This window comes from Lysinibacillus telephonicus (assembly GCF_039654155.1).
GTDB lineage: Bacteria > Bacillota > Bacilli > Bacillales_A > Planococcaceae > Ureibacillus > Ureibacillus telephonicus.
In genome coordinates, this window is sequence record NZ_CP155468.1 from 4,431,784 (window position 1) to 4,457,955 (window position 26,172).

25 protein-coding genes and 1 other annotated feature are annotated in these 26,172 nt (G+C 37.3%); of the genes, 1 reads left to right on the forward strand and 24 read right to left on the reverse strand.

Annotated features, from left to right (window positions below; all coding sequences use genetic code 11):
* Window positions 1–7 precede the first annotated feature (7 nt).
* From rlmB to MKY04_RS21535, 15 genes are all read right to left on the reverse strand, one after another.
* Window positions 8–760, reverse strand: a complete 753-nt coding sequence (rlmB, locus tag MKY04_RS21465) for a 23S rRNA (guanosine(2251)-2'-O)-methyltransferase RlmB (protein ID WP_126292339.1) — start codon at window positions 758–760, stop codon at window positions 8–10.
* Window position 761: 1 nt separating this feature from the next.
* The gene (locus MKY04_RS21470) at window positions 762–1,178 is read right to left on the reverse strand and encodes a Mini-ribonuclease 3 (RefSeq protein ID WP_126292340.1); all 417 of its coding nucleotides are present in this window, start codon (window positions 1,176–1,178) and stop codon (window positions 762–764) included.
* Between the two features lies 1 nt (window position 1,179).
* Complete coding sequence (gene cysS / locus MKY04_RS21475) at window positions 1,180–2,583, reverse strand: cysteine--tRNA ligase (RefSeq protein WP_126292341.1); 1,404 nt, start codon at window positions 2,581–2,583, stop codon at window positions 1,180–1,182.
* Window positions 2,584–2,585: 2 nt separating this feature from the next.
* The gene (epsC, locus tag MKY04_RS21480; RefSeq protein WP_126292342.1) at window positions 2,586–3,230 is read right to left on the reverse strand and encodes a serine O-acetyltransferase EpsC; all 645 of its coding nucleotides are present in this window, start codon (window positions 3,228–3,230) and stop codon (window positions 2,586–2,588) included.
* 115 nt (window positions 3,231–3,345) lie between these two features.
* Window positions 3,346–3,611, reverse strand: a binding site (T-box leader).
* A gap of 95 nt (window positions 3,612–3,706) precedes the next feature.
* Window positions 3,707–5,167, reverse strand: a complete 1,461-nt coding sequence (gltX, locus tag MKY04_RS21485) for a glutamate--tRNA ligase (protein ID WP_126292343.1) — start codon at window positions 5,165–5,167, stop codon at window positions 3,707–3,709.
* A 281-nt stretch (window positions 5,168–5,448) separates the two neighbouring features.
* Complete coding sequence (ispF, locus tag MKY04_RS21490; RefSeq protein WP_126292344.1) at window positions 5,449–5,925, reverse strand: 2-C-methyl-D-erythritol 2,4-cyclodiphosphate synthase; 477 nt, start codon at window positions 5,923–5,925, stop codon at window positions 5,449–5,451.
* Between the two features lie 244 nt (window positions 5,926–6,169).
* Window positions 6,170–6,862, reverse strand: a complete 693-nt coding sequence (ispD, locus tag MKY04_RS21495) for a 2-C-methyl-D-erythritol 4-phosphate cytidylyltransferase (protein ID WP_126292345.1) — start codon at window positions 6,860–6,862, stop codon at window positions 6,170–6,172.
* Window positions 6,863–6,928: 66 nt separating this feature from the next.
* A complete protein-coding gene (locus MKY04_RS21500) occupies window positions 6,929–8,026 on the reverse strand; it encodes a PIN/TRAM domain-containing protein (protein ID WP_126292346.1) in 1,098 nt (365 codons plus the stop codon).
* Between the two features lie 341 nt (window positions 8,027–8,367).
* A complete protein-coding gene (gene radA, locus MKY04_RS21505) occupies window positions 8,368–9,744 on the reverse strand; it encodes a DNA repair protein RadA (protein WP_126292347.1) in 1,377 nt (458 codons plus the stop codon).
* A 111-nt stretch (window positions 9,745–9,855) separates the two neighbouring features.
* Window positions 9,856–12,294, reverse strand: a complete 2,439-nt coding sequence (locus MKY04_RS21510) for an ATP-dependent Clp protease ATP-binding subunit (RefSeq protein WP_126292348.1) — start codon at window positions 12,292–12,294, stop codon at window positions 9,856–9,858.
* Window positions 12,284–13,384, reverse strand: a complete 1,101-nt coding sequence (locus tag MKY04_RS21515) for a protein arginine kinase (RefSeq protein WP_126292349.1) — start codon at window positions 13,382–13,384, stop codon at window positions 12,284–12,286. Before MKY04_RS21515 ends, MKY04_RS21510 begins: the two co-directional genes overlap by 11 nt.
* The gene (locus MKY04_RS21520) at window positions 13,381–13,935 is read right to left on the reverse strand and encodes a UvrB/UvrC motif-containing protein (RefSeq protein ID WP_126292350.1); all 555 of its coding nucleotides are present in this window, start codon (window positions 13,933–13,935) and stop codon (window positions 13,381–13,383) included. Before MKY04_RS21520 ends, MKY04_RS21515 begins: the two co-directional genes overlap by 4 nt.
* A gap of 96 nt (window positions 13,936–14,031) precedes the next feature.
* The gene (locus MKY04_RS21525) at window positions 14,032–14,493 is read right to left on the reverse strand and encodes a CtsR family transcriptional regulator (protein ID WP_346235103.1); all 462 of its coding nucleotides are present in this window, start codon (window positions 14,491–14,493) and stop codon (window positions 14,032–14,034) included.
* Window positions 14,494–14,748: 255 nt separating this feature from the next.
* Entirely contained in the window at window positions 14,749–15,054 is a 306-nt protein-coding gene (locus tag MKY04_RS21530) for a DUF4870 domain-containing protein (protein WP_126292352.1), read from the reverse strand.
* Window positions 15,055–15,192: 138 nt separating this feature from the next.
* Window positions 15,193–15,423, reverse strand: a complete 231-nt coding sequence (locus tag MKY04_RS21535) for a hypothetical protein (protein WP_126292353.1) — start codon at window positions 15,421–15,423, stop codon at window positions 15,193–15,195.
* Window positions 15,424–15,666: 243 nt separating this feature from the next.
* Between MKY04_RS21535 and MKY04_RS21540 the strand changes: the two genes are divergently transcribed.
* On the forward strand, window positions 15,667–16,977 hold the full coding sequence (locus MKY04_RS21540; RefSeq protein WP_126292354.1) for a globin-coupled sensor protein: 1,311 nt from the start codon (window positions 15,667–15,669) through the stop codon (window positions 16,975–16,977).
* 140 nt (window positions 16,978–17,117) lie between these two features.
* Here MKY04_RS21540 and MKY04_RS21545 read toward each other — a convergent pair whose 3' ends face one another.
* The 9 genes from MKY04_RS21545 to MKY04_RS21585 form a co-directional block, all read right to left on the reverse strand.
* Entirely contained in the window at window positions 17,118–17,630 is a 513-nt protein-coding gene (locus tag MKY04_RS21545) for an acyl-CoA thioesterase (RefSeq protein ID WP_126292355.1), read from the reverse strand.
* Between the two features lie 105 nt (window positions 17,631–17,735).
* Window positions 17,736–19,163 carry an aldehyde dehydrogenase family protein gene (locus MKY04_RS21550; protein ID WP_346235104.1) on the reverse strand — a complete coding sequence of 476 codons (1,428 nt, stop codon included), beginning with the start codon at window positions 19,161–19,163 and terminating at the stop codon, window positions 17,736–17,738.
* A gap of 80 nt (window positions 19,164–19,243) precedes the next feature.
* Complete coding sequence (locus tag MKY04_RS21555; RefSeq protein WP_346235105.1) at window positions 19,244–20,281, reverse strand: DUF4003 family protein; 1,038 nt, start codon at window positions 20,279–20,281, stop codon at window positions 19,244–19,246.
* On the reverse strand, window positions 20,259–21,230 hold the full coding sequence (locus MKY04_RS21560; protein WP_185807596.1) for a DUF4003 family protein: 972 nt from the start codon (window positions 21,228–21,230) through the stop codon (window positions 20,259–20,261). Before MKY04_RS21560 ends, MKY04_RS21555 begins: the two co-directional genes overlap by 23 nt.
* A gap of 215 nt (window positions 21,231–21,445) precedes the next feature.
* Window positions 21,446–21,808, reverse strand: coding sequence for a hypothetical protein (locus tag MKY04_RS21565; RefSeq protein ID WP_126292359.1), 363 nt, complete (start codon window positions 21,806–21,808; stop codon window positions 21,446–21,448).
* 348 nt (window positions 21,809–22,156) lie between these two features.
* Complete coding sequence (locus MKY04_RS21570) at window positions 22,157–23,026, reverse strand: DUF3298 and DUF4163 domain-containing protein (RefSeq protein ID WP_126292360.1); 870 nt, start codon at window positions 23,024–23,026, stop codon at window positions 22,157–22,159.
* On the reverse strand, window positions 23,019–23,507 hold the full coding sequence (locus MKY04_RS21575; RefSeq protein ID WP_126292384.1) for a sigma-70 family RNA polymerase sigma factor: 489 nt from the start codon (window positions 23,505–23,507) through the stop codon (window positions 23,019–23,021). Before MKY04_RS21575 ends, MKY04_RS21570 begins: the two co-directional genes overlap by 8 nt.
* 242 nt (window positions 23,508–23,749) lie before the next feature.
* A complete protein-coding gene (gene ltrA, locus MKY04_RS21580; RefSeq protein ID WP_346235866.1) occupies window positions 23,750–25,012 on the reverse strand; it encodes a group II intron reverse transcriptase/maturase in 1,263 nt (420 codons plus the stop codon).
* A gap of 934 nt (window positions 25,013–25,946) precedes the next feature.
* The gene (locus MKY04_RS21585; RefSeq protein ID WP_126292361.1) at window positions 25,947–26,138 is read right to left on the reverse strand and encodes a hypothetical protein; all 192 of its coding nucleotides are present in this window, start codon (window positions 26,136–26,138) and stop codon (window positions 25,947–25,949) included.
* Window positions 26,139–26,172: the final 34 nt, after the last annotated feature.

A 26,172-nucleotide genomic window follows, 5' to 3' on the forward strand; every position in this document is an offset into this window, starting at 1 on the left:
ACGCATCTTATCCATTCTTTTCTTGACGCTTTCTGTACACTTCATACATTAACAACGCAGCAGCCACAGATGCATTAAGTGATGTAACATGACCAATCATCGGCAAGTGATATAAAAAATCGCATTTATCTTTTAATAAACGGCTCATTCCACGTCCTTCACTTCCGATAATAATAGCTAATGGGAGGGTTGCATCCATCTTTCGGTAATCTGCCGAACCTTTTGCGTCTGTACCAGCTATCCAAATACCACGTTCTTTTAGTTCATCGACCGTTTGCGCAAGGTTTGTAACACGAACAACCGGAACATGTTCAATCGCACCAGTTGAAGCCTTCGCCACAACAGCAGTCAGTCCAACTGCACGGCGTTTTGGAATAATAATGCCATGTACGCCAATCGCATCAGCAGTACGCATAATAGAACCAAGGTTATGAGGATCCTCCAACTCATCTAAAATGAGGAAGAAAGGATCTTCATTTTTATCCTTTGCTGCATTAAATAAATCCTCTAACTCCGCGTACTTATAAGCTGCCACAGAGGCAACTATCCCTTGATGGTTTGCATCCGATAATTGATCGATTTTTTTCTTTGGAACAAATTGAACAAGGACGCCACGTTCACGAGCCAAGTCTAACAACTCATGAATTCCTGCTTTTTTTACCCCTTCAGCTACCCATAATTTATTAATTTCACGGCCTGAACGAAGCGCTTCAAGTACTGGATTTTTTCCAGCAATCATTTCACCATTTTGCTCACTCATGTTACGAAGCCCCCTTTGATTGTTCAACTATTTGAATAGCATAATCAATAATCTCATTCACACGATCCACTTGCTTTGTTAAGTAAAGACTGCCTAACACCGCTTCAAATCCTGAACTATTACGATATGTTAGTACATCGGTGTTTTTAGGTACAGAGCCAGACTTTGCATTGCGGCCCCTTTTATATACTGCAATTTCTTCCTCAGTTAAAAAGTTCTCATCGATTAAACGGTGAACAATCATTGACTGGGCTTTTGCAGAAACATAGTTTGTTGCCTCTTTGTGCAATCTATTTGGTTTTGCCGTCCCCTTTATGAGGAGATGCTCTCTTATTCTTTGCTCAAGAACAGCATCCCCCATATAGGCTAAAGCTAACGCATTTAATTGTTTCACATCTTCTACACGCAGTTGCGGCATCTTACAAACCTCGTTTCCAACGTGTACCTTGACGAGTATCTTCAAGAACAATATTCATGCCTAACAGTTGGTCACGAATTTCATCAGAACGGGCAAAATCACGATTTTTACGTGCGATATTTCTTTCTTCTATCAACGCTTCAATTTCTTCATCGAGAAGTTCGTCTTCAGTGGAAAATTTAATGCCTAATACTTCACCAAGAACATCAAAAGTTTCAATCAACGCTTTTAGCACACGTTCTTCAGTATTGCTTTCATTTAAGTACGTATTTGCAATTCGCGCTAATTCAAATAATACAGATATTGCATTTGCAGTATTGAAGTCGTCGTCCATTGCAACTTCAAATTGTTTTTTCACTTCATCAATTTTCGCTAAATATTCTTCACCATTTTTTGATAAGTTTGCTGATGCGCTTAAGCGATATTGAACATTTGAATATGCTGTACGAAGTCGTTCTAGACCCGAACGTGCTGATTCAACTAAATCTTGCGCAAAATTAATTGGGTGACGGTAATGTACAGACAGCATAAAGAAACGTAAAACCTGGGGATCAATTTGCTGACGGATATCATTTACTAAAACAAAGTTACCAAGTGATTTCGACATTTTTTCATTGTCGATGTTAATGTAACCGTTATGCATCCAATAACGAGCAAAGGTTTTCCCTGTATAACTTTCAGATTGCGCAATCTCATTCTCATGATGAGGGAATGTTAAGTCTTGACCTCCTGCATGAATGTCAATTGTGTCACCTAAATGTTCACGAGCCATTACAGAACATTCAATATGCCATCCTGGTCGACCATCTCCCCAAGGACTCTCCCATTTGATTTCACCCGGTTTTGCCGCCTTCCAAAGCGCAAAATCAAGCGGGTCCTCTTTTTTCTCACCGGCTTCAATACGTGCCCCAACTTTTAAATCATCAATCGACTGATGTGAAAGTTTTCCGTAGCCATCAAATTTACGTGTGCGGTAATAAACATCTCCTTGTGATTCATAAGCATACCCTTTTTCTATAAGAGTACCGATAAACGAAATAATATCTTCCATATGATTTGTTACACGAGGATGTACATCTGCTTTTTTACAACCTAACGCAGTAATATCATCAAAATAAGCATTAATGAACCGATTCGTTAATTCAGAAACTTCTTCACCTAGTTCATTAGCTGCTTTAATAATTTTGTCATCAACATCAGTGAAGTTTGAAACGTATTTCACTTCAAATCCTTTATATTGAAAGTAGCGGCGAACCGTATCATAAACGATAACTGGACGGGCATTCCCGATGTGAATAAAGTTATAAACGGTCGGACCGCATACATACATTTTTACTTTCCCTTCTTCAAGCGGAACAAATGGTTCTTTTTGTCTCGTTAAAGAATTAAAAATTTGAATAGTCAATTCTATCTCTCCTTTTGAGATTCCAATAGCTGGAGCTGCAATTCTTCAATTTTCTTTTCGAGCTTTTCAAAACGATCCTGAATAGGGTCAGGAATATTTTGATGATCAAGCTTTTTATCTGTAGTTTTAACGCCATCTTGAATTACAACTTTTCCAGGGATGCCTACTACAGTAGCATTTGGCGGTACATCCTTTAGTACAACTGAGCCAGCACCAACCTTACTATTTTCTCCAATCGTAATGGATCCTAATACTTTAGCGCCCGATGCAACTAAAACATTATCCTTTAGTGTTGGATGACGTTTGCCCTTTTCTTTTCCTGTACCACCTAGTGTAACTCCTTGATACAGAATAACATTATCACCAATTTCACATGTTTCGCCAATCACAACCCCTGTACCATGGTCAATAAAGAAACGTCGGCCGATTTTGGCACCAGGGTGAATTTCAATTCCAGTAAAGAATTTACTTATTTGAGAAATAGCGCGTGCGATAAAGAAAAATTTTCTCTTATAAAACCAGTGTGCAATACGGTGCGACCAAGTAGCATGAAGACCTGAATAAGTTAGGACAACTTCCAATACACTACGAGCAGCTGGATCATTTTCGAATATGTTATCAATATCTTCCTTTAATCTTTTGAACACAATAAACACCCCTTATATTGTTTTATCTTTTTCCCTTTGTTGTTGGATTTCCCCCAAGAAGCTCCTAAAAGCACATGCTGAATGAAAATAAAAAACGTCTCTGCCATTAAAAAATGACAGAGACGCTTAAAAATGCGCGGTTCCACTCTGATTGAAGGTATAAATGTACCTTATTGCCGATATCCCGGGTAGTCCGAACAATAAATAATAATACCTTCCGCTCAAAGTCCAATAACGAGGACGAACCGACTTGCCTACTTATTTTCAGCAAAGTGCTCAAAGGTGCATTTCCGTAAAACAGAGGTCTAGGTCACTTTCAGCCGATGATGACCCTCTCTTTGAGAACATAATTTACGTACTTCTCCTTCTCAACGCTTTAAATTTTATGAAACTACCTATAGAGGTATATTTATAATCCAACAAAGTTAAATTCATTTTACAATACGTTTTTTAAATGTCAATTAAAATGCAAGTCATTACTTAGCGTATTTTTCAATTCGAGCAATCGCCTTATCTTTACCAATTAAAGCGATGGAATCCGGCAATTCAGGGCCATGTGTTTGACCAGTTGTTACAACGCGGATTGGCATAAATAAGTTTTTCCCTTTATGTCCTGTCTCTTTTTGTACTGCTTTAATCGCATCTTTTATTGAGGGTGCATCAAAAGTTTCTAATGATTCGAGTTGCGCTTTGAAGGCAGCCATTACTTCAGGAACTTGTTCCCCTGCTAATACCTCTTTAGCAGCTTCATCATATTCAATCTCTTCTGTGAAGAATAGACTTGATAATTCTACAATTTCTGCACCATAGCTCATTTGATTATGGTATAGAGCGATTAAAGAAGTTGCCCATGCTTGTTGTTCTGCTGTCAATTCTTGAGGAAGCAGACCTGCTTTTTGTAAATGTGGAAGTGACAACTCCACTACTTTTTCAAGAGAAAGCTTTTTAATGTATTGGTTGTTCATCCATGTTAGTTTATTTTTATCAAACATAGAAGGTGACTTAGAAAGTCGTTTTTCATCAAAAATTTCGATGAATTGTTCTTTAGTAAAGATTTCTTCTTCCCCTTCAGGAGACCAACCAAGTAAAGCGAAGAAGTTAAACATCGCTTCAGGTAAATAGCCAAGGTCCTTATATTGGGAAACAAATTGAATAATTGTTTCATCGCGTTTTGATAACTTTTTATGATCTTCATTTACGATTAATGTCATATGACCGTATTGAGGATATTCCCAGCCAAATGCATCGAAAATCATCATTTGTTTTGGTGTATTTGATAAATGCTCTTCTCCACGGAAAACATGTGTAATATCCATAAAGTGGTCATCTAATACAACCGCATAGTTGTATGTTGGGATTCCGTTCGCTTTTACAAGCACCCAGTCACCAACATCTTTTGATTCGAATGTAACATCACCACGCACTAAGTCTGTGAAATGGTATGTCGTATTTTCAGGTACACGCATACGAATTGTGTAGGGAATGCCAGCTGCTTCTTTAGCGGCTACTTCTTCTTTTGTTAAATGGCGGCATTTTCCATCATAAGTTGGGGCAGCGACGCCTTTTGCTCTTTGTGCTTCACGCGATGCTTCCAATTCTTCTGATGTACAGAAACATTTGTATGCAATGCCGCGCTCTAATAGCTCTTCAGCATGCTTTTTATAAATATCCAAACGTTCCATTTGACGGTATGGTTCGTAAGGTCCCCCTATATCGATTGATTCGTCAGGAATAATGCCTAACCAGCGAAGGTTATCAAGCTGTGAAGCTTCTCCTCCCTCAACATTACGCTCGATATCTGTATCCTCAATACGTACGATAAATTTACCGTTGTGATGCTTTGCAAATAAATAGTTAAATAACGCGGTACGCGCCCCACCAATGTGTAAAAATCCTGTTGGGCTCGGCGCATAACGAACGCGAACTTCCTTTGTCATAGTTACTGCCTCCTATATTGTTTCAATCAATTACGCCTCGACGTAATTGCATCCAGATTTAATATCCGCTTTTACACGAATCTAAGGTTTTACAAAATCTGTGACTTCCGCCGAACGCTTAACTGCTTGTAGTTAACTTTGTCAATTTTACCACTCTGATTTAAGAAATGAAAGTTGATGCTTTTTATGGAAAACAGATATCTTTCGAGAGATTTCCAACCTAGTTAGGGCCTCCTAAATAGTATTAATTGGACCCCTGTACGATTACTCCCGACAAACAACTATTTCTTAATCAATAAAATCGTTGCCATAGCAGCAATTCCTTCTTCACGGCCAGTAAAGCCCAGCTTTTCTGTCGTTGTTGCCTTTACATTTACTTGAGAAGGATCTGCATTCAATAGCTCTGCAATTCGATTTCGCATTTGTTCAATATATGGCGCTAATTTTGGACGCTGTGCCATAATAGTACAATCAACATTCCCTAATACATAACCTTTATCCTGAACAATTTTCCAAATATGTTCTAACAATTTTGCGCTATCCGCATCTTTAAATGCAGGATCTGTGTCTGGGAAATGATGGCCTATGTCTCCTTCACCAATCGCACCAAGTGCCGCATCTGTTACTGTATGTAATAACACATCCGCATCAGAATGCCCAATAAGTCCACGATCATGAGGGATCTCAATCCCACCTAAAATTAATGGACGCCCTTCTGCAAAAGCATGAACATCAAATCCTTGTCCTACTCGAAACATATCGTACTGCCGCTTTCATCCTAGACCAAATCATTCGATTGTTGAGCTCGAATTATTATAATTCTGTCTATGATTTTGCAGCATTCACCATCCTTTACTTTTTAGTTTATCTAATTTACCACTTCATATATTAACATATTTCCTATTATATTGAATTGTAAGCATCTGCTAAGCTCTTTAATCTAATATGACTTAGAAAAATAAAAACTCTCCTTAATCAATCCGATTAACGAGAGTTTTTACTTTAAAACAATTCCGATTCGCGTTTTCGCAAAATCGCTTCACCTAATACTAAGTCTTCTTTAGTTGTCATCTTTAGGTTCTCATAGCTGGCTTCAACGATATGTACGGTGTGACCAAGACGCTCTACTAGCATCGCTTCATCTGTCCCTAGGAAGCCTACTTTTTCAGCCACATCTTCAGCTTCAGCTATTATGTCAAAGCGGAATGCTTGTGGTGTTTGGATCATCCATAAACTATCGCGATCAACTGTTTCGATAATAATGCCATCTTTTACTTTTTTCATCGTATCTTTAGCTCTTACGCCTGCTATTGCTGCCCCTTTTTCTTTTGCAGTATAAGTAAGTTTTGCAATGATATCGTGTGTAATGAATGGCCTTGCCGCATCATGTACCAACACGATGTCGACTTGCTCCATCTCCTTTATACAAGAATGGACTGAATGCTGTCTTTCTTCTCCACCATCAGGCAATCCTTTTACTTTTGTAATGCTGTACTTGTCTAACAAATGTTGTATATACTCACGTTCTTCTGGTTTTACAGCTAGCCATATCCCCGAACAGTTTTCATCGTGCTGGAAAACCTCCAACGTATGAATTAATATCGGCTTATTTGCCAGCAACAAAAATAATTTATTTTGACCTGCTCCCATTCGTTTGCCGCTGCCCGCTGCCGGAAGCACTACTTCATACTGCACAATTTCCACATCCTAATCTAAACACCGAACTTTTATCGCGTTATCTTTAAATTTAATAGTCGCCAATTATGCCACTTGCTCATCTTTTGGTTTCGCAAAAATCATTCTACCCGCAGATGTTTGCAATACACTTGTTACTGTAACGGTTATTGATTGTCCAATAAAGCTGCGGCCGCCTTCTACAACAATCATCGTACCATCGTCTAAATAGGCCACGCCTTGGTTATGTTCCTTACCATCTTTTATCACTACAACTTGCATGTCTTCACCAGGTATAACTACTGGTTTTACTGCATTTGCAAGGTCATTAATATTGAGTACTTGAACATGATGCAACTCACATACTTTATTTAAATTAAAATCATTTGTTAAAATTTGTGCGCCCATTTTCTTTGCTAGACGAACTAGTTTTAAATCCACCTCTTGAATATCTTCAAAATCTTCTTCTGAAATTTGAACAGTTGTCGCACGTTCATCCTGAAGCTTTTTCAAAATGTCCAAACCTCTACGGCCACGTGTACGCTTTAATGTATCAGAGGAATCAGCGATATGCTGCAGTTCAGTTAAGACAAATTGCGGTACTACAAGTACACCTTCTATAAAGCCTGTGGATGAAATATCTGCAATTCTCCCGTCAATGATGACACTAGTATCAAGCAGTTTATACAATGTTTTTGTTTCACCAAGAGCAGTGGTTGCTGCATCTGTATTTTTCTTTTTTGAAACTGCTCCAGACTTTGAAAACATTGTAATGAGTTCGTCTCGTTTAGTAAACCCTACACGGAAGCCTAAGTAACCAAGGATGATGGATAATAAAACCGGCAAAATTTGTGTTAGGATTGGGAATTTGATAAGCTCAATTGCAAAACCAACAAAGTAAGCAACTATTAGCCCAATGATGAGCCCCACCGTACCGAATAACAGATCTGCGGCCGGAACTTTAAATAAAATACCTTCCATCCAAACAATTAATTTAACAAAGTAGTCTGATAATGAAAATGATAAAAGGAATAGTAAAATTGCACCTAGTATTACCGATACATACGGATTGTTAAGCCAAGGATTAGATGATAAATTAATGAATTCGTATAATGGCGGTAAAAAAACAAAACCTAACGCTCCACCGATAAATAAGAAAGCAATTTGTATCACTCTTTTTAACATAATTCCACCTCCTTTTTATTAACCTCAATTATACATAGTTCATATATACTTTGCCCGAATTACACTTTGGAATTTAATAATTGAGGTAAAAGTAATACACTGGATGCTTGAAGTGTATATTTTATCGTATGTTTCATTTCTACCCAACATTAGAATGAATTACTCCTTGGCTAGCCAAGGTAATGTTGGTGGTCGTACAGATGCAGGAGAAAGCGCAACGTCAGGAATAGGACGTGGAGTACTTAATCTAAGTTCCCTCACACTCACTCAATTCATAGCTGTAATGAAGATAAAAATGCCCATTCCATCACTAATTGAGAGTAAGGGCATTTTTAAACTAATTATAAATCATGGAAACATGCTCTTAATGCGTCATTGATTGTTTCGACTCCAATCACTTGTATGCCGTTTGGATAATCCCAACCACCTAGGTTTGACGCTGGGATAAAAGCACGTTTAAAGCCAAGTCTAGCTGCTTCTTGAACACGTTGCTCCACTCGTGAAACACGACGAACTTCCCCTGTTAATCCGACCTCACCTACAAAACAATCGGTTGCTTTTACAGCCTGATCCTTATAGCTGGAAACAATAGAAGTTAATATGGCTAAATCAATCGCAGGTTCGTCCAGCTTAACGCCCCCAGCTACTTTTATATAGGCATCCTGTGCTTGCAATAACATGCCCATTCGTTTTTCTAAAACTGCCATTAATAGCTGTACACGATTTTGATCGACTCCATTTGCCATCCGCTTTGGATAGTTAAAGCTTGTCGGTGTTACAAGAGATTGGATTTCTACTAAAATTGGCCTTGTTCCCTCCATCGAAGCTACAATCGTAGAACCTGCCGCATCGTGCGAGCGTTCCTCTAAAAAGAGCTCAGAAGGGTTCAATACTTCCTTTAAACCTGCTTGGACCATTTCAAAAATAGCAATTTCATTTGTTGATCCAAAGCGGTTTTTTTGGCTGCGCAAAATCCGGTAAGTATGATGACGCTCACCTTCAAAATAGAGAACTGTATCTACCATATGCTCAAGTAGTCTCGGCCCAGCAATTTGGCCTTCCTTTGTAACATGTCCAACTAAGAAGATTGCAATGCCTTTCGTTTTAGCTATTCGCATAAGCTCGGCGGTACATTCCCTCACCTGGGACACACTACCAGGCGCACTCGTCACCTCTGGATGATAGATTGTTTGAATCGAATCGACAATAACAAATTTCGGCTGAACCTCCTCAATTGTTTGGTTCAACCGCTCTAAATTCGTTTCAGAGTAAATAAATAATTCGGGAGATTGCACACCTAATCGAGATGCACGCAGTTTTGTTTGACGCATTGATTCTTCTCCTGATATGTACAATACTCGATGTCCTTTATGTGATAAGAGTGCTGATACTTGCATCAACAATGTCGATTTCCCTATCCCTGGGTCCCCACCGATAAGAACTAGCGAACCAGGGACAATTCCCCCTCCTAATACACGATTTAATTCGTCCATTTCCGTTTTAACGCGAGGCTCTTCCGCTGTTTCTATATTAATAATAGGCGTCGCTTTTTGTGAAACTGAATTAGAATGTTGGAATGCTCCGCGCGGTCCTTTCGAAACAACCTCAACCTCTTCCACCATCGTATTCCATTCTCCACAGCCAGGACAACGCCCCATCCATTTCGGTGATTCGTAACCACAGGAGTTACAACAGAATTTTGTTTTCTTTTTTACCATATGCCCTCCTATAACGTTTTCTTTTATTATTATAAATTACTTTCACTAATCCTAAAAACGAAAAAGGGTGCCCATAAGAAGACACCTTACTTATGAGACACCCTTATATACTTAACTTTCTACAGTACTTTTCTGACGTACTACAAATTCTCCATCAACATAATCAAAGACAATTTGCCCGCCAGTTGATACAGTTCCTTTTAGCAATTCTTCTGAAAGGCGGTCCTCAACATGTTTTTGGAGTGCACGGCGTAATGGGCGTGCTCCATATTGCGGATCATAGCCTTCTTCAGCGATTTTATTAAGCGCTGCATCTGTTAATTCGAGCTCGATATTTTGCTCTTTTAGACGAGCAGTTAAAGAGTTAGCCATTAATGAAATAATCTGTTTTAACTCATCTTTTTCTAGTGAGTGGAAGACAATCATTTCATCAATACGGTTTAAGAACTCTGGACGGAACGCTTTTTTAAGCTCTTCCATCATTGTTCCTTTCATGTCTTTGTATTTGTCAGATGTGTCGCCTACACCAAAGCCTAAACTTTTTCTGTATTTCAATGCATCTGCACCTACGTTAGATGTCATAATGACAACTGTATTGCGGAAATCTACAGTGCGGCCTTTTGAATCAGTTAAGCGGCCATCATCTAGTACTTGAAGTAAAATGTTAAACACATCAGGATGTGCTTTTTCAATTTCATCAAGCAATACAACAGAATATGGTTTGCGGCGTACTTTTTCTGTTAGTTGGCCACCCTCATCAAATCCAACATATCCTGGAGGTGAACCAACTAGACGTGATGTTGAATGTTTCTCCATGTATTCAGACATGTCGATACGAATCATTGCATCCTCATCGCCAAACATTACTTCCGCCAACGCACGGGCAAGTTCAGTTTTACCAACACCTGTTGGACCTAAGAAGATAAAGGAACCAATCGGACGCTTAGGATCTTTTAAACCTGCACGAGCACGGCGAATTGCACGGGAAATTGCTTCTACCGCTTCTCCTTGGCCAACTACACGTTTGTGCAGCTCTTCTTCAAGGTTAAGAAGCTTTGCAGATTCTTCTTGTGCAATTTTTGAAACTGGAATTCCAGTCCACATCGATACTACCATTGCAATATCATCCACTGTTACTTTTGATTCTTCTTTTCCTTGTTTTTCTTTCCAAGTTTTCTTTGTTTGCTCTAGTTCATCTTTAATCTTTTGTTCCGTGTCGCGAAGTGCTGCCGCTTTTTCAAACTCTTGGCTTGATACTGCAGCATTTTTTTCGTTTCGGACATTTTCAAGTTTATCTTCCAACGCTTTTAAGTTTGGCGGAACTGTAAATGAACGTAAACGTACTTTTGATCCAGCCTCATCGATTAAGTCAATTGCTTTATCTGGCAAGAAACGATCTGAAATATAACGGTCTGATAATTTTGCTGCCGCTTCTACTGCCTCATCCGTAATTTTCACACGGTGATGTGCTTCATAGCGGTCACGTAAACCATTAATAATTTGAATTGTTTCTTCAACAGACGGTTCATCGACTTGAATTGGTTGGAAACGACGCTCTAGGGCAGCATCTTTTTCAATATATTTACGGTACTCATCTAATGTTGTTGCACCGATACATTGCAGCTCTCCTCGCGCTAATGATGGTTTTAAAATATTTGAAGCATCGATAGCACCTTCTGCACCACCTGCACCGATTAATGTATGCAATTCATCAATGAATAAAATAACGTTGCCTGCTTGGCGAATTTCATCCATTACCTTTTTCAAACGATCTTCGAATTCACCGCGATACTTTGTACCAGCAACAACAGTCCCCATGTCTAAAGTCATTACACGTTTGTCGCGCAATGTTTCCGGCACTTCGTTGTTGACAATTTGTTGTGCCAAACCTTCTGCGATTGCTGTTTTACCAACACCTGGTTCACCAATTAAAACAGGGTTATTTTTTGTACGACGTGATAATACTTCAATAACACGTGTAATTTCTTTACTGCGGCCAATAACAGGGTCAAGAGAACCTTCACGAGCAATCGCTGTTAAATCACGTGCTAACCCATCTAATGTAGGAGTGTTTACTGATTGAGTTGGATTTGAAGAGCTTTGAGCAGCATCATTGTTACCAAGTAATAACAGCACTTGTTGACGAGCTTTATTTAAGCTTACTCCTGCATTTGCTAAAACGCGGGCTGCAACCCCTTCACCTTCTCGAATTAACGCAAGCAAAATATGCTCAGTGCCGATATATGCATGGCCAAGCTTACGTGATTCGTCTACAGACAGTTCAATCACTTTTTTAGCTCTAGGTGTATAGTGTACGATTGGACCAACGTCTTTTGTTCCTTTGCCAACCAACTCTTCAATGCCGGATTCAATCATTTGCGGGCTAACGTCGATGGCTTCTAATGCTTTCGCAGCAATACCGCCGCCTTCTCGAATTAGTCCAAGCAAAATATGCTCTGTACCAATTGATTCGTGCTTCCAACGAATTGCTTCTTCTTGTGCTAACTGCAATACTTTTTGTGCTCGTTGTGTAAAACGGTTAAACATCATATCTTTCCTCTCCTTCTTCCATTAACTTTTGGGTTTTCGCGTTTAGTTTTTCACGTAGTAGTTTTGCTCTAAATACGTCGCGCTCACTTGCTTGCAGAGTTGTGCCGGCATATTGCTGCACAAAGCCTGGTTGTATAAGAATCATACATTCATTCAATACATTTAATGGAACTTCTTTGATTATATTCAAATCTACTCCAAGACGGACATTCGATAAACAAGCAGCAGCTTCTTCACTTGTCATAATACGCGCATATTTTAATGTACCTAACGAACGATTAAAACGATCCTCCAAAGCAATTCGAGAATTTTTCAACAACGCTTCTCGAGCCCCACGCTCATTTTGAATAATCTGTACAACAACACTTTGCAAGTCGTCGATAATTTCTTCTTCCGATTTTCCAAGTGTTACTTGATTTGAAATTTGATAAATGTTGCCTAAATTTTCACTACCCTCTCCATAAATGCCTCTTACAACCATCCCTAATCTCGCTAACATTTGGGTAACCACCTTAATTTGCTTTGACATTGTAAGTGCGGGTAGATGCATCATCACTGAAGCCCGTAAACCTGTTCCAACATTTGTCGGGCAGCTTGTTAAATAACCGAAAGCCTCATTATAAGCATATGGTAAATGTTTCTCTAATTGACTATCTAATTTGTTTGCAAGTGCATAAGTTTCTATAAGTTGAAGCCCTGGCGCCAAGCATTGAATGCGTAGATGATCCTCTTCATTTATCATGACGCTAATCGTTTCATCATTTGAAATTAAGACAGAAGCCGATTTTTCTTTTTTAGATAAAAGCGGGCTTATTAAGTGCTTTTCTACTAACACTTGACGCTGTAATAGCGGCATATCTTTAATAGTAAAATGTGAAAAGTTATGCTCTTTATTACTTATTTGATGCATTGCATCTGTTACGATTTCATCTACTTGTATTGCTTCATGATCTGTAAAGCTTAATGGGAATCGGTAACCATCTAGGTTCCTTGCCAAACGAATGCGTGTGCTTAATACAATATCTGCATCAAGTCCTTTATCACCCATCCAACCTGGAGCACCGCTTTTTAAAAAGTGTTCAAGATTCATGGTGTATCCACACCCCCATGTTCAAGCTTACGTTCGATTTCTCTTATTTCATCTCGTAATTTAGCCGCATCTTCAAATCGCTCTTCTACAATTGCTACCTGTAATTGTTCACGTACAGATTCAATTTGTTTTTTCATCCACTCTTTATTGTTATTCATTTTTCCAGGAGCTTTTCCACTATGCTTTGTTCCAGCTTGAATTTTTGTTAGTACTTGAGGAAGCTGTTTACTAAACGTCTCATAACATTGTGGACAACCTAGCTTGCCTTCATTCAAGAAATGGCGAAAAGTAAATCCACATTTTGGGCATTGTGCAGCCTTTTGTGTGACTGTTTGTTGCTTTTCCTGTGTTTCACTTTTCCATACAGGTAGACCAAACAAATTTGAAACAAGTTGGTGTATTGGTATTTGATCCTCTTTATGGAAATCTAAATTGAAAGGATGAAACTGACTGGCACAAACCTCACAATAATGTCTTTCACTTTTTTGGCCATTAATTACTTGTGTTACCGTTATAGTTGCTTGCCGCTCTTTACAGTGTTCACAAATCATGACCCTCCACCTCTTTTTAACTTAAGATTTAAAATTATAAATTTCATTTACTGCTTTTTAAATAAGTAGAACAACATGCTTCACTACCATTTCATATTATTCGTATTTTAATGTTGTTAGCATGGATTTTAAAATATAAGACCTGAGTTCGTCCCTAGTCGGTAATTGCAATCGAAGAGTAGCTCGGTCAATTGCAGCAAGCATCAATTTAGCTTCTCGCTTAGAAATGACCTCTTCATCAATTAATCGGTAGATTATATCTTCAGCCATAGATTGTGTGGCGCCATTATGAACTTGCCTTATCATATCTTCCAGCAAGTCAATTTTCGAATTTGCTTTTACGCGTAAAATTCGGATATAGCCGCCGCCTCCACGTTTGCTTTCGACTAAATAACCCCTTTCAGCAGTAAATCTCGTATTGATAACATAATTTATTTGTGAGGGTACACACTGGAATTTATCCGCCAATTCGCTGCGTTTAATCTCAATATGTCCTTGACCACCTAATTCGATAACTTGCTTTAAATAACCTTCAATGATGTCAGATATATTTCTCACTTTTTATACCTCACCTCACTCGCTACTGACTTTGACTATCTTTGACTATATTATATAAATGGAAAAATCAAAATGCAAATTAAACGCCTATATTAATTTATAAAAAATTCACATGCAGCTTGCTTGGCAGAGAACTTTTTTTCATAATTAGAGCTGGTATAAATATTAAAAAAATCGACAAAATCGTTTTTTAAACGTTCTGTCGATTAGTATTTCTTTTTTTAATTAAACATAATCATTTTTATAAACAGTTGATTATACCCATCTTCCAACGATTGGATAATCCCAGCTTGTTTCACCCAACGCTTTAACAATACCGATAATCGGAACGACAATCGTCATAATTCCGAAGATAATTAAGAACGGAATGCCAATTATTAAGAAACTTAAAAGTGAGGAAATAAAAATCAATAACCACATTACCGCTTGGAATAATAATGCCTGAATTGAAATTCGTTTCACTTCTTCATCTACGCTTAATAAAAAGAATAAAATTGGAACTAACACTGGAGCAAAAAATGCACTAGCATGTATAATGACCTTTGACCATTTACTATCCATTTATATATCAGCCTCTCTTAACTTTTTTCTTGATAGTATATATACGACTAACTTAAACATTAGTTTCATCAGATTTAATATTTTTATAAAAATAAAAAAGAGCATCGAACCCAAATTCATCTGCTCTTTAAAGTTTAATTATTTAGATGATTTTTTATTAATATTTGATGGCTTTTCATCTGGTATTTCCTCATCATTATGCGGAAACAACCCATGAGCTAATATACCCGAAAAAATGGTTGCACTAATGACAATTAAAATCTTATGATAGGTTGGAACTTCCTCATAATAGTTTACTAGCATCAAAATAGCACTAGTCGCTACAATAACCATTGTTGGGATAATAAATTTCAAGCGGCGCTTCTCCATATTTAATTCTCCCTTGCTTTATTAATTAACGTTTTTCATACAAATACACTGAATCGTATTTTACATGGGATGCTTACAAATTACAAACCGAGGATAGGTTTAAATTGTTACGAAATTTGGAAAATTTCAATATATAACTAGTAATTTCATCCAAAACATAGAAACTTATAATAGAGTTAATGTATCATAACGAAGATAGGAACATTAAATAATCATAAACTAAATAATGAACGGAGAACTACTATGGTTATCTTTAAAAGCAAACCAATTAAACACTCATCTTATTGTTTAGAAGTTGAAAAATATTTAAGCCAGGTTCAACTTGATTTCTCCAAATATCCAGAACTATTAAAGCATGTGCAACTCATTAAATTAAATAAAGAAGATTTAGCCGTTTTAAGACAATTGAAACCGCTTTCAGTAGATTTTATTCCTAATATGGTCGATCAATTTTATGATGCAGTGAGTTTAAGTGGCCACTTGATGGATATTATTAATAAAAATAGTAGAATTGAAAAATTAAAAATAACTTTAACAAAGCATTTAACTGAAATTTTTGAGGGGCGTATAAATAACGACTATATAGAACAACGCAAAACCATTGCATCAGCACATGTTCGTATTGGGTTAGAGTCAAAATGGTATATAGGGTCATTCCAATCTTTAATGACTACATTTATTAACTTTGTAAATGAGCTGGACATGTCAAAAGAAGATACTGCAAAAGCAATTAATGCATTTTCAAAAATTATCAACTTTGAGCAACAGCTGGTTATCCAAGCATATGAGGCTGAACAACAGCGCATCCGCAAGCTCGATGAGGATGTAAAACTTGCGCTTATAGCCACAATTCAAGATACCGCTGAGGAATTAAATGCAATTAGCCAGGAAACAACAGCATCTTTATACGCCATTTCCTCTCAATCAGAAAATATCGCAGCTGCTACAAAACACGGATTAAACTTCGTTGCAGATACAGAGGAAAAATCAAACTATGGAAAAAGTCATTTGGAAACTCAAACAAAATTGATGAACGTGATCTTAGAAAGTGTCAATTTATTAGAGCATTCAATGAAAAATCTTAAAATCTCTTCTCAAAAAATAAGTGAAATTGTTGGATTAGTTACAGGAATTGCAGATCAAACAAACTTGCTGGCATTAAATGCATCTATTGAGGCAGCTAGAGCAGGCGAACATGGAAAAGGCTTTGCTGTAGTTGCGGAGGAAGTAAGAAAGTTAGCTGAGGAAACAAAAAATGCAGTTCAAAATGTATCACACCTTATTCGCGAGACCGAAAATAATATTAAAAACATGACAACTTCCGTAAGTAACGTTGATGCGCAAGTTCAAAAAAGTGTACAAACACAGCAAAACTTAGAAGAGTCCTTTAATGATATTGCAAAAGCTGTATCAGGTATTAAACAACAATATACCAGCACTTCAAAAGACGTTAGTGAAATATCAAGTTTAATCAGCGAACTAACAGCCAGCGCATCTCAAGTTTCTTCTTCGTCCGATTCTTTATTAAATGTTGTTCATGAACTATCTGAATAATATAAGACTTAGTAAAAAAGGAGCTAGGGCCGCTAAGAAAAAATCCATATTTTCTTAGACAGCCCTTCTGCTTCTTAGTATTTAGTTAAAATTATTTAAGCTACAAAAGAAACGCTCATCAAGGATTTATGGACAGCTCTTTATTGCTGATCTTCGTTATCTAAAAGCTGACGACGCTCTTTCGCATTTTCACGTTTTGCTTTTCTTAATTTTTGTCGACTTGGCCCAGTATCAAACAGCTTTTTTTCCCTTTCCGTTTCAGGGTAAACGCCAGGAACTGGAGTAGGTTTGCCGGATTCATCAATTGCTACCATTGTTACAAAGGATTCTGTCGTTAATTTTTTTTCACCTGTTTTTATATTTCGAGACATCACTCTAACATAGACTTCCATAGAAGTACGTCCAGTAGATGTGACAAAGGCTTCCAATTCCAAAATGTCTCCTACATATGCAGGAGATACAAAATCTACTGAATCAATGGAGGCAGTTACAACTCCAGATTTAGCATGTTTCATCGAAGTGATGGCTGCAATTTCATCAATATACGCTAATACTTTCCCTCCGAATATTGAGCTATGCTGGTTCGTATCAGGTGGTAATACTAAGTGTGTTTGAAAAGATCGTGATTGACTCATTGGTACTGCATTACTCATCTATTGCCCTCCAAATTAACTGCCTTTTTGTTGATATTACCTTTGATAATATAGTATTACAAACAATTCAATAAATATAATAAATTAAAAAGGGGCAAGTATATCTTATATCGTTGTTTTTATCGTAATGAATTTTAAATCAGTCATTTCCTCGATTGCATATTTAATGCCTTCTCTTCCATAGCCGCTATTTTTTACACCGCCATAAGGCATATTATCTACTCGGAATGTTGGGATGTCATTAATTACTACAGCCCCTGCCTCAATTTCATCCGCAGCCTTCATTGCATCTGTTAATACATTCGTATAAATCCCTGCATTTAAACCTAATTCTGAAGCATTTACTAAAGAAATAGCTTCATCTAAATTTTTATACGGTACAAGCGAAACAATAGGAGCAAACGTTTCTTGGCAAACAATCTTCATCTCTGGCTTCACATTTGTCATAACTGTAGGCGTTAGTATTCTATCTGTAAATTCAGCACCAGTTGCAATCACAGCACCTTGTTCAATCGCCTCTTCTATCCATTGCTTAATACGTTTTACTTCATTCGGATTGATCATTGCACTAACATCTGTTGATAAATCCAATGGATCACCAACTACTAGTTTTTTAGTCTCCTCTACAAATGCTTTTGTAAATTCATCATAGATGGATTCATGAACATAAACACGCTGTAATGAAATACAAACTTGCCCCGCGAAGCCAAATGCCCCTCCAACACAACGTGTAATGATTTTATCTATTGGTGTACTAGGTTCTACAATAACAGCGGCATTTGACCCAAGCTCTAATGTAATTTTCCTTAAACCAACCTTTTCTTTAATTTTCAACCCTACTGCCCCACTACCAGTAAAGGTAACCTTTTTAACAAGAGGGTGGGTTACTAACGTATCACTCAATTCACTGCCAGACCCTGTGACAATTTGAAGCGCTCCATCTGGCAAACCTGCTTCTTTAAAAATTTCCGCAAGTATAAGTGAACTTAATGGGGTTTGAGTTGCAGGCTTTAAAACAACTGTATTCCCAACTGCAAACGCAGGCCCCAATTTATGCGCTACTAAATTGAAAGGAAAGTTAAATGGTGTTATTGCTGAAACGACACCAATTGGAACACGTTTTGTGTAGCCGATTCGATCCTTTGTTCCAGGAGCAGCGTCCAAAGGTACTGTTTCTCCCATCGATTGCTTTGCTGCTTCTGCTGAGAATTGGTATGTTGCAATTGTACGGTCAATTTCTTGAAGCCCAGCTGAAAGAGGCTTACCTGCTTCTAAAGCTAAGATTCTTGCAAACTCATTTTTTCTACCGCGCATAATCTCAACGACTTTATATAAAATTTCCGCTCGCTCATATGCAGTTGTCTTTTTAAACGAAAGAAACGCCTTGTGTGCCCCTTCAATTGCATGCTCAACATCCTGAATAGAGGCCCTAGCTACCTTCGCGATGACTTCTCCTGAAAAAGGTGATGTTAATGCATAGCTATCTTTAGTATCAACCCATTTACCATTTATCCAAAGTTTTTTCTCTTCCATTGATAACACCCTCCGAGATTTTCTATACCCCTATTGTATCACTATTCATTTTGAAGTCATTACGAACTGCCTATATCCTACTAATCACTGGAAGTACTAGTTGAGTCTGCGACTACCGCTATGGTAGTAGTAGCCGTTATTGCTTGCTCAGCCTGTATAAGCATTTCTAAATTTGTAATGATGCTCATATCAAGGGAATCACTTAAATTCGCAAGATCGTGAAGCACCTTTTGTAAAGCAATACTAAACGCTATACTTTTATACCATCGAAATAACTTTACCTTTGTTAGCTCTTCATAAAGAGCAACAATTTGATTTATATTCTCTGTTTTTGCCCCAGCAACAGCTAAAAAACCTATTAAAGGATAATGCTCTTTTTTTAAATTAACTTTTCTTTGAACTAACTCATTTCGAATTTGCACTACATAAGGAACAAGCTGCTCCACATAAACCGAACTATTTAAAGTTAAAACTTGGGATAGCCATTGTGAATGATTCCCTAAAGCAAAGTTATTTTTTCGTAATTCTGTATAATAACGATTCATCGTTTGAGCTCGGAGTTCAGGGTCCTCATCATTATTAGACAATAAAACAGAATAAGGCATATCTTCATGGGAAGTTAAGAACGGATGATGTTTTCTTATTGCATCATATAGTTTTCTAGCTTTATGAGCATGAGCTTGTTTTTGTTCAGAATGTTTAGTCAAAAAAATGGCTGAAATATAACTATATGCAGAACGCTTAAACTTTGCTTGCTTAAGAATTTCTTCACTTTCAATTAAATTTTTTACCGCTTGATGTGGCTCTTCTTTCCCATCTAGCAACATGGCAACACTATAAAGAAGGTTTGAGCTTGAACGCAATGTTGATAGCCAGCTTGTTTGGCGTTTAATTTCTTCAATGACTGCTTCAAACGAGCCAAATGAAAATGTCTTTCCTTCCGCACTATAATGGCTTGCGAGCATTAACATAATACGTTTATCTATCGTCCAGCTTAAGTAATTTACAAGCTTTTCGTAATTTTTATTTAATAACTCTATATACGCTTTGTTTTCCATGCTGTTCACGCTACCTTCATTTAGTTTGAAGTTTGAATCATTTAAAAATATCAACGACATCTAAAATTCCACCCGGTATAAATGAACCGATTTCCAAAATAAAATCCGCTAAATCAAGCAAGTCTGTTAAATGGGAAAGAAATGTGATATCAATCATTTCCTGAACTTCAATTAAATCCTGAACTGTTTTTTGAATAGCGATAATAAGTGCAAATTCTTTTGCATTTTTAAAAATCTTTTGCTCTGTTAGTTGATTATATAAAGCAACGATTTCATCAACCTTAGAATTATCAGTTGCTGTCAAAGCCAAGAAACCTAAAAATGGATAGTGAACTTTTTTCACTTTAATGTTTCGCTTTATTAATTCCTCCTTAAGCTGAACCACATATTGCATTAAAATTTCATTATAGCTGCTGCTATAAATAGTCATGATTTGAGCTAATGCTTGGAGATGATTCCCTATAATAAAACGCTGTTTTCTTAAGGCATTATAATAGCAAACAATTGTTTCAGCTTGTTTTAGAGGCTGGGCCTCGTTACTGGCAGTTAAAACAACAACATATGGAATATCTTCTTTTGAAGTTAAAATACGCTGATTTCGGTTCATTGCATCAAATAATTGCTTTGCTCTTTTTGCATGTTCCTGTTTGTTTTCTCGTAAAAACAGCGCTCCAATTATACGTAATGACGAATTCTTAAATTTTACTTCTTTTAAAATACGGTCATTTTCAATGAGGTTTGAAACCGCAAGCTTTATGTCCTGTTCCTGTATTAATTGAGCTGCTATTTTATAGCTAATGGTTGAAAAATTTTGTATTGAAAATGGAAGTTTTGCTTCTTCTCCAAAATGCTCAATAACTTTTTGCAAAATTACGCCGCTAAATTGTTTTTTGGCAAGTGTATACTTACAAGCCAACGACATGATGAGCTGCTGGTCTCCCCCGCCGATATAGTTATAGACACGATTATAATTTTCTTGAAATATTTTTATAAACTGTTCATCGTTCATGCAACCACTCCTATTATTTTCTACGAGTAGGATGGAAATAAGTTTCATAACAACCTGTGCTATAAATCAATACAGGAAACAAGATTAAATTAGACTTGAAGGGGGCTTTAGCGAGTATAAAGTAAAATACCCTATCAAGTAGAAGCATTGTTCAATTGATAGGGTAGGCTGAGTTATTTAATTAAAAGCACATCTTTTTTAGCACTATATTTTCCTTATTCGCTGGGTATATAACCGACTACCTTATTTGAATCAATATCAACAAGAATGATGGGGGTGCCGACTACAGTATTCTCTTTGTCTTTAAAAGAAACTGCCAGCACTTCTTTCCCTTCATAATTCTGATCCAGCAATTCAACATAATTATCAACAATGATCGTAGTTACTACCGCAGTTTCCCAGTCTTTATTCGCTGTGTCATTCCAACCTTTTTTATGTAAGAAATCCCAAGCAATTTTTCTGACACTATAATTCTCATCTTTAAGGTCAGTAGAATTTTCTAGCACTTCATTATTTGAACATCCCACTATTAAAATCATTGAAAATAATAAAGTTAAGTATAGGACATTCCACCTCATTAAATCCCCCTACTTTAAAAGTAGTATTAAAGAAATTTATTTATTTAATTCATCATCTTATAAACAACATAAAATATATTCCCGGAATTAATAAAGCTACCCTAGACAAACGACAGCTGCTGCTTTAGATTGCTTTATAAGCCGTTCATCGCCTTCCTTTAAGTACTGAAAGAATGTTAGGGTAAAATAAAGGCAAGATACTATTAATAATTTCGATATAATACTAAACCAATTACCTGTCTCAATTAATGTCAAATTTTCCTAAATTTAATTCACCCCATTATACCATATAATTCCAAAAATAAAGGAGCACTTCCCACTATGGAGAAATGCTCTCTAAATTACTTCTTACTTTAAATACTCGTTGCTTACAAGAACACCTTGGAGCTCTTCTGTTGGAATAATAAACTCCACCGCTCCCATATAACCTGGTGCTACTTCATATTCATTAAACGAGATGACTAATTGATTGTCAGCATTAATGTAAAAGTTTTGATTTTCTTTAATCGTTGTGAATGCGTCCGGGTCAGATGGCTCAATCCAATAAACTTTTGATTCATCTTCCTCCATTTGTTGACGCATCTGTTGTTTTATATTTTCACTAATTACTTCTATATAACTATTATCTTTAAATAGACTCGGCAATGTTATGAGTAATTGGTTTTGTTTATCAATCGTATCGTAGTGTATTGTTGTCGCAGAAGAAGCCATTGTTTCTTCGACATAGCGGCCAATTGATAAAATTTGATTTGTTTCGGTTTTAATTTCGTAACCACTCTCTATTTTAAGATGTCCATCCTCGCCAAACGCTTTTTGAGCACCCATCTCACTCATAAATTTTTCATAGAGTTGCTGACTTTCCTCTAAATACTTATTGTTTAAGCTTTCCTGCAATGATGTATTTTCCATGTTATCGACTTTCGGCACTTGAATATCAACCTCATAGTTCCCTTCACTAACGTGATATTCTTTAAACGTTAGCACCTCAACGAGATCTCCTACAACTGGTACATCCGATAACGATTTAGCTAATGCCGGGCTTATGTTTAAACTTGTAGTAAAAATTACAGCCGCGGCTGCAACCCCAGCTCCCCATAAAGCTAAAGGTCTTTTATTATTTTTTTTTCGCAACGCTTGTTCTACAACTCCATCTAATTGTAACGGTATGGGAATATCTTTATATTTCTTTTTTAGTTGTTCCATTTTATTGTTATCCATTATGTCGTTCCCCCTCAGTATTAAACTCTTCCATCTGTACCCTTAGAATTTTTAAAGCTTTATATATTCGAGTTTTGACAGTGTTAATATTTAAGTCTAAAATCTCCGCCACTTCCTCAATCTTTAAATCCTCAAAATACCTAAGTACAATGACAATTCGATATTCAGGAAGCAACTCATTTAATGCTTGATGTAAATCAATATCCTTATAATGATCTTCTCGCCCCTTCATATGCAGTTGAATTGTTGTATCATCTACAACCGTTATTTTCTTTTTGCGACGGAGAAAATCTAATGATGTATTGACAATTATTTTATAAAACCAACTTTTAATTGCTTTTTGATCTTTTAATTGTTCAGATGTAATTGCTTTTTGAATTGAATCCTGCACGATATCAAGTGCATCATCTGGATTCTGAACATAGCTATATGCTAGGCGATAAAAATTCTCTTTGTTTTGCATAACATACTCTGCTATCATTTTGTCCTGATTAAGCTTCCACTTTAACACATAACACCTCTCCTTGTTTTTTCCCGTTAGCTAACTGAGTTTTCATAATATAGACGTATAGCATATAGGAAAAAGTTGTTGAGTATTATTATTTTTTTAAATTTATAATTTTTTAAAAATAAAAAAAGCTGGGACAAAATCGAGTAGGAGGGAGTGATTAACTCCCGACCTCTCACACCACCGTACGTACGGTTCCGTATACGGCGGTTCAATTAAGATGAATAACGCAAAGTTTCGTAACGAACTTTCAGACTTTTCAGCCCTTGGCTTTCCCAATAGGAATTGCCGAGGGTTCTGTGTAATATGGGGCTTTTAGAAATGCGCCAGTACCCTTTTCGGGTGTTTCCCCACTCGTATGCTTTTCCATAAGGAACTTTCAACCGAGTAAGATTTCTGACTCTTGTTTGAGGTTTCTTCCAATTCTTCCATAGACACATCCTTAATCTTCTTTTAATCCAGCTATCTAGTGATTTGAATATGGAACTCGTATCTGCTAATGCAAAATAACCACACCACCCCATTAGATATTGGTTTAACTTCTCGATTCTGTATTCCATGGAGTATGGCATCTTTCTTGAGGTAATCTCTCGTATTTTCTTCTTCATTCGAACTAAACTTGTTTTCGCAAGACGAACCTTTGGTTCTTTATGATTCGTGAAACTAAAACCTAAGAACTTCCGATTCCAAGGACGGTCTACTGCTGATTTCTTTTCGTTTACTTTTAAACGAAGTTTTCCTTCGATAAATCTTTGTACACTCGCCATTACTCTTAGTCCCGCACGTTCTGTTTTCACATAAATATTACAATCATCTGCGTATCGAACGAATTTATGTCCACGTTCCTCCAACTCTTTATCGAGTTCATCTAGAACTATGTTTGAAAGTAAAGGACTTAAAGGTCCACCTTGTGGTGTTCCTTCTTCTGTACTTGAAACCACTCCATTTATCATGACACCGGCTTGGAGGTATTTACGAATAAGTTTTAATAAAGGTTTATCTGAAATTCGTTTCGCTAATGTTGCCATTAGTCGGTCATGATTGACCTTATCGAAGAATTTCTCTAAATCCATATCAATCACCCATCGATAACCTTCCTTTATATAACCCTTTGCTTTCCGAACGGCGTCATGGGCGCTCCTGTTTGGACGGAATCCATAACTCTGGTCCGAAAATGTTTTGTCATATTCCTTCGATAAAATCTGCGAGATAGCTTGTTGAATCAAACGGTCTGTCACGGTTGGGATACCTAGTAAACGCACACCACCATCTGGTTTCGGGATTTCGACTCGACGTACTGGTTGCGGTTCATAGGTTCCATTCAAAATCTGCGATTTAATGCTTTCCCAATTTTCGAGAATGTGCTGTCGTAAGGTTTGTACGGGCATCATATCTACTCCATGGCTTCCTTTATTCGCTTCAACTCGCTTTAGCGCTTGTATCATGTTTTGCCGTTCGAGAATTTGATCCAACATCACCATTTCGTTCCTTTCCGTGATTAGCTTATCTTCTTATGCCCATCTGAACTCCACCCTCCGCAAATACCCTCGTGGGATTCACCACTACTTTCTAAGCGTGAGGTTTCTCTGTTTTCTGTGCTTATTCATTCTAGATGGAAAGCCAAGGGCTAATCTCTCTCAATTGTTCAGTCCTTCCGAGTAATTCTAGACCTACTCGTACTATGACCTCTGCTGACTTCTGACAGTTCAGCTACTTGTCTCCAAGTAGGTTATGAAGGGTACTTCACGTTTCTGTCAGACCTCCCCGGGTAAGCGCATGCACTTTCACACCATCTATCCGCCTCATTTACTTGATATGACCTTCGACAGAAGGAACTTTGTTTTGTAGCGCAAACTCATTCAATCATACCTAGCCTTATATGAGATTCGTGTTCCTCGGACCGGTGTTTTGCCTCCAGCTTCCTTCAGATTCCGCGTCGCCACGGACACCCTTGCTCTTAGCTAACCTCTACTTCTGTCTTCGGGGTTCGGGACTTGCACCCTATAGTTCATACGCATGCCGGGCGCACACTAAAAGACGCCATTTTTCTTGATGAGAAAAATGACGTTTTTTTGCTAAGTTGAAAATTGATTTCCGTTCCGGGGACGCGCATCCAGGGCTGGCCCAGAACCTCCTCGTCGCTACACTCCTGCTGGGTCTCGAGTCACGGGCTATTCCCGCAGGAAGCTTTGTACCTGACGCTTCGCTTTCGGTACAGAAAAACATTGCTCTGCATCGAAAGCGTAGCGACAGATGCACTCGTTCCCTTCACTCCAATCAATTTTAAAAAATATCATATTCTTATTAATGGAAAAAGAGAATTCTTACAAAAAATCCACTTATGTCCCAGCCCCCTTCTTTACTTATTTCTATTAAACTGCTTCTATATACTATAATCTTTTTCCCTCTTTTTTAAGTTGTCGTAATTCCTGCCAGAATTATTAAAAGCGAAATAGAGGCAGCTATTGCTGGTTTCATTGATGCTTTCTCATCCTTTACTAAGGATGCAATCGCATATACGAATGTAAGAACAAATACAAATGGCCAAATAAACCACGTCCAATAATAAAATATTCCTAAAAATTGCATTAAACCTATTAACAAAAATGTCACTCCTCCTTTATATGTATTTGTTTTC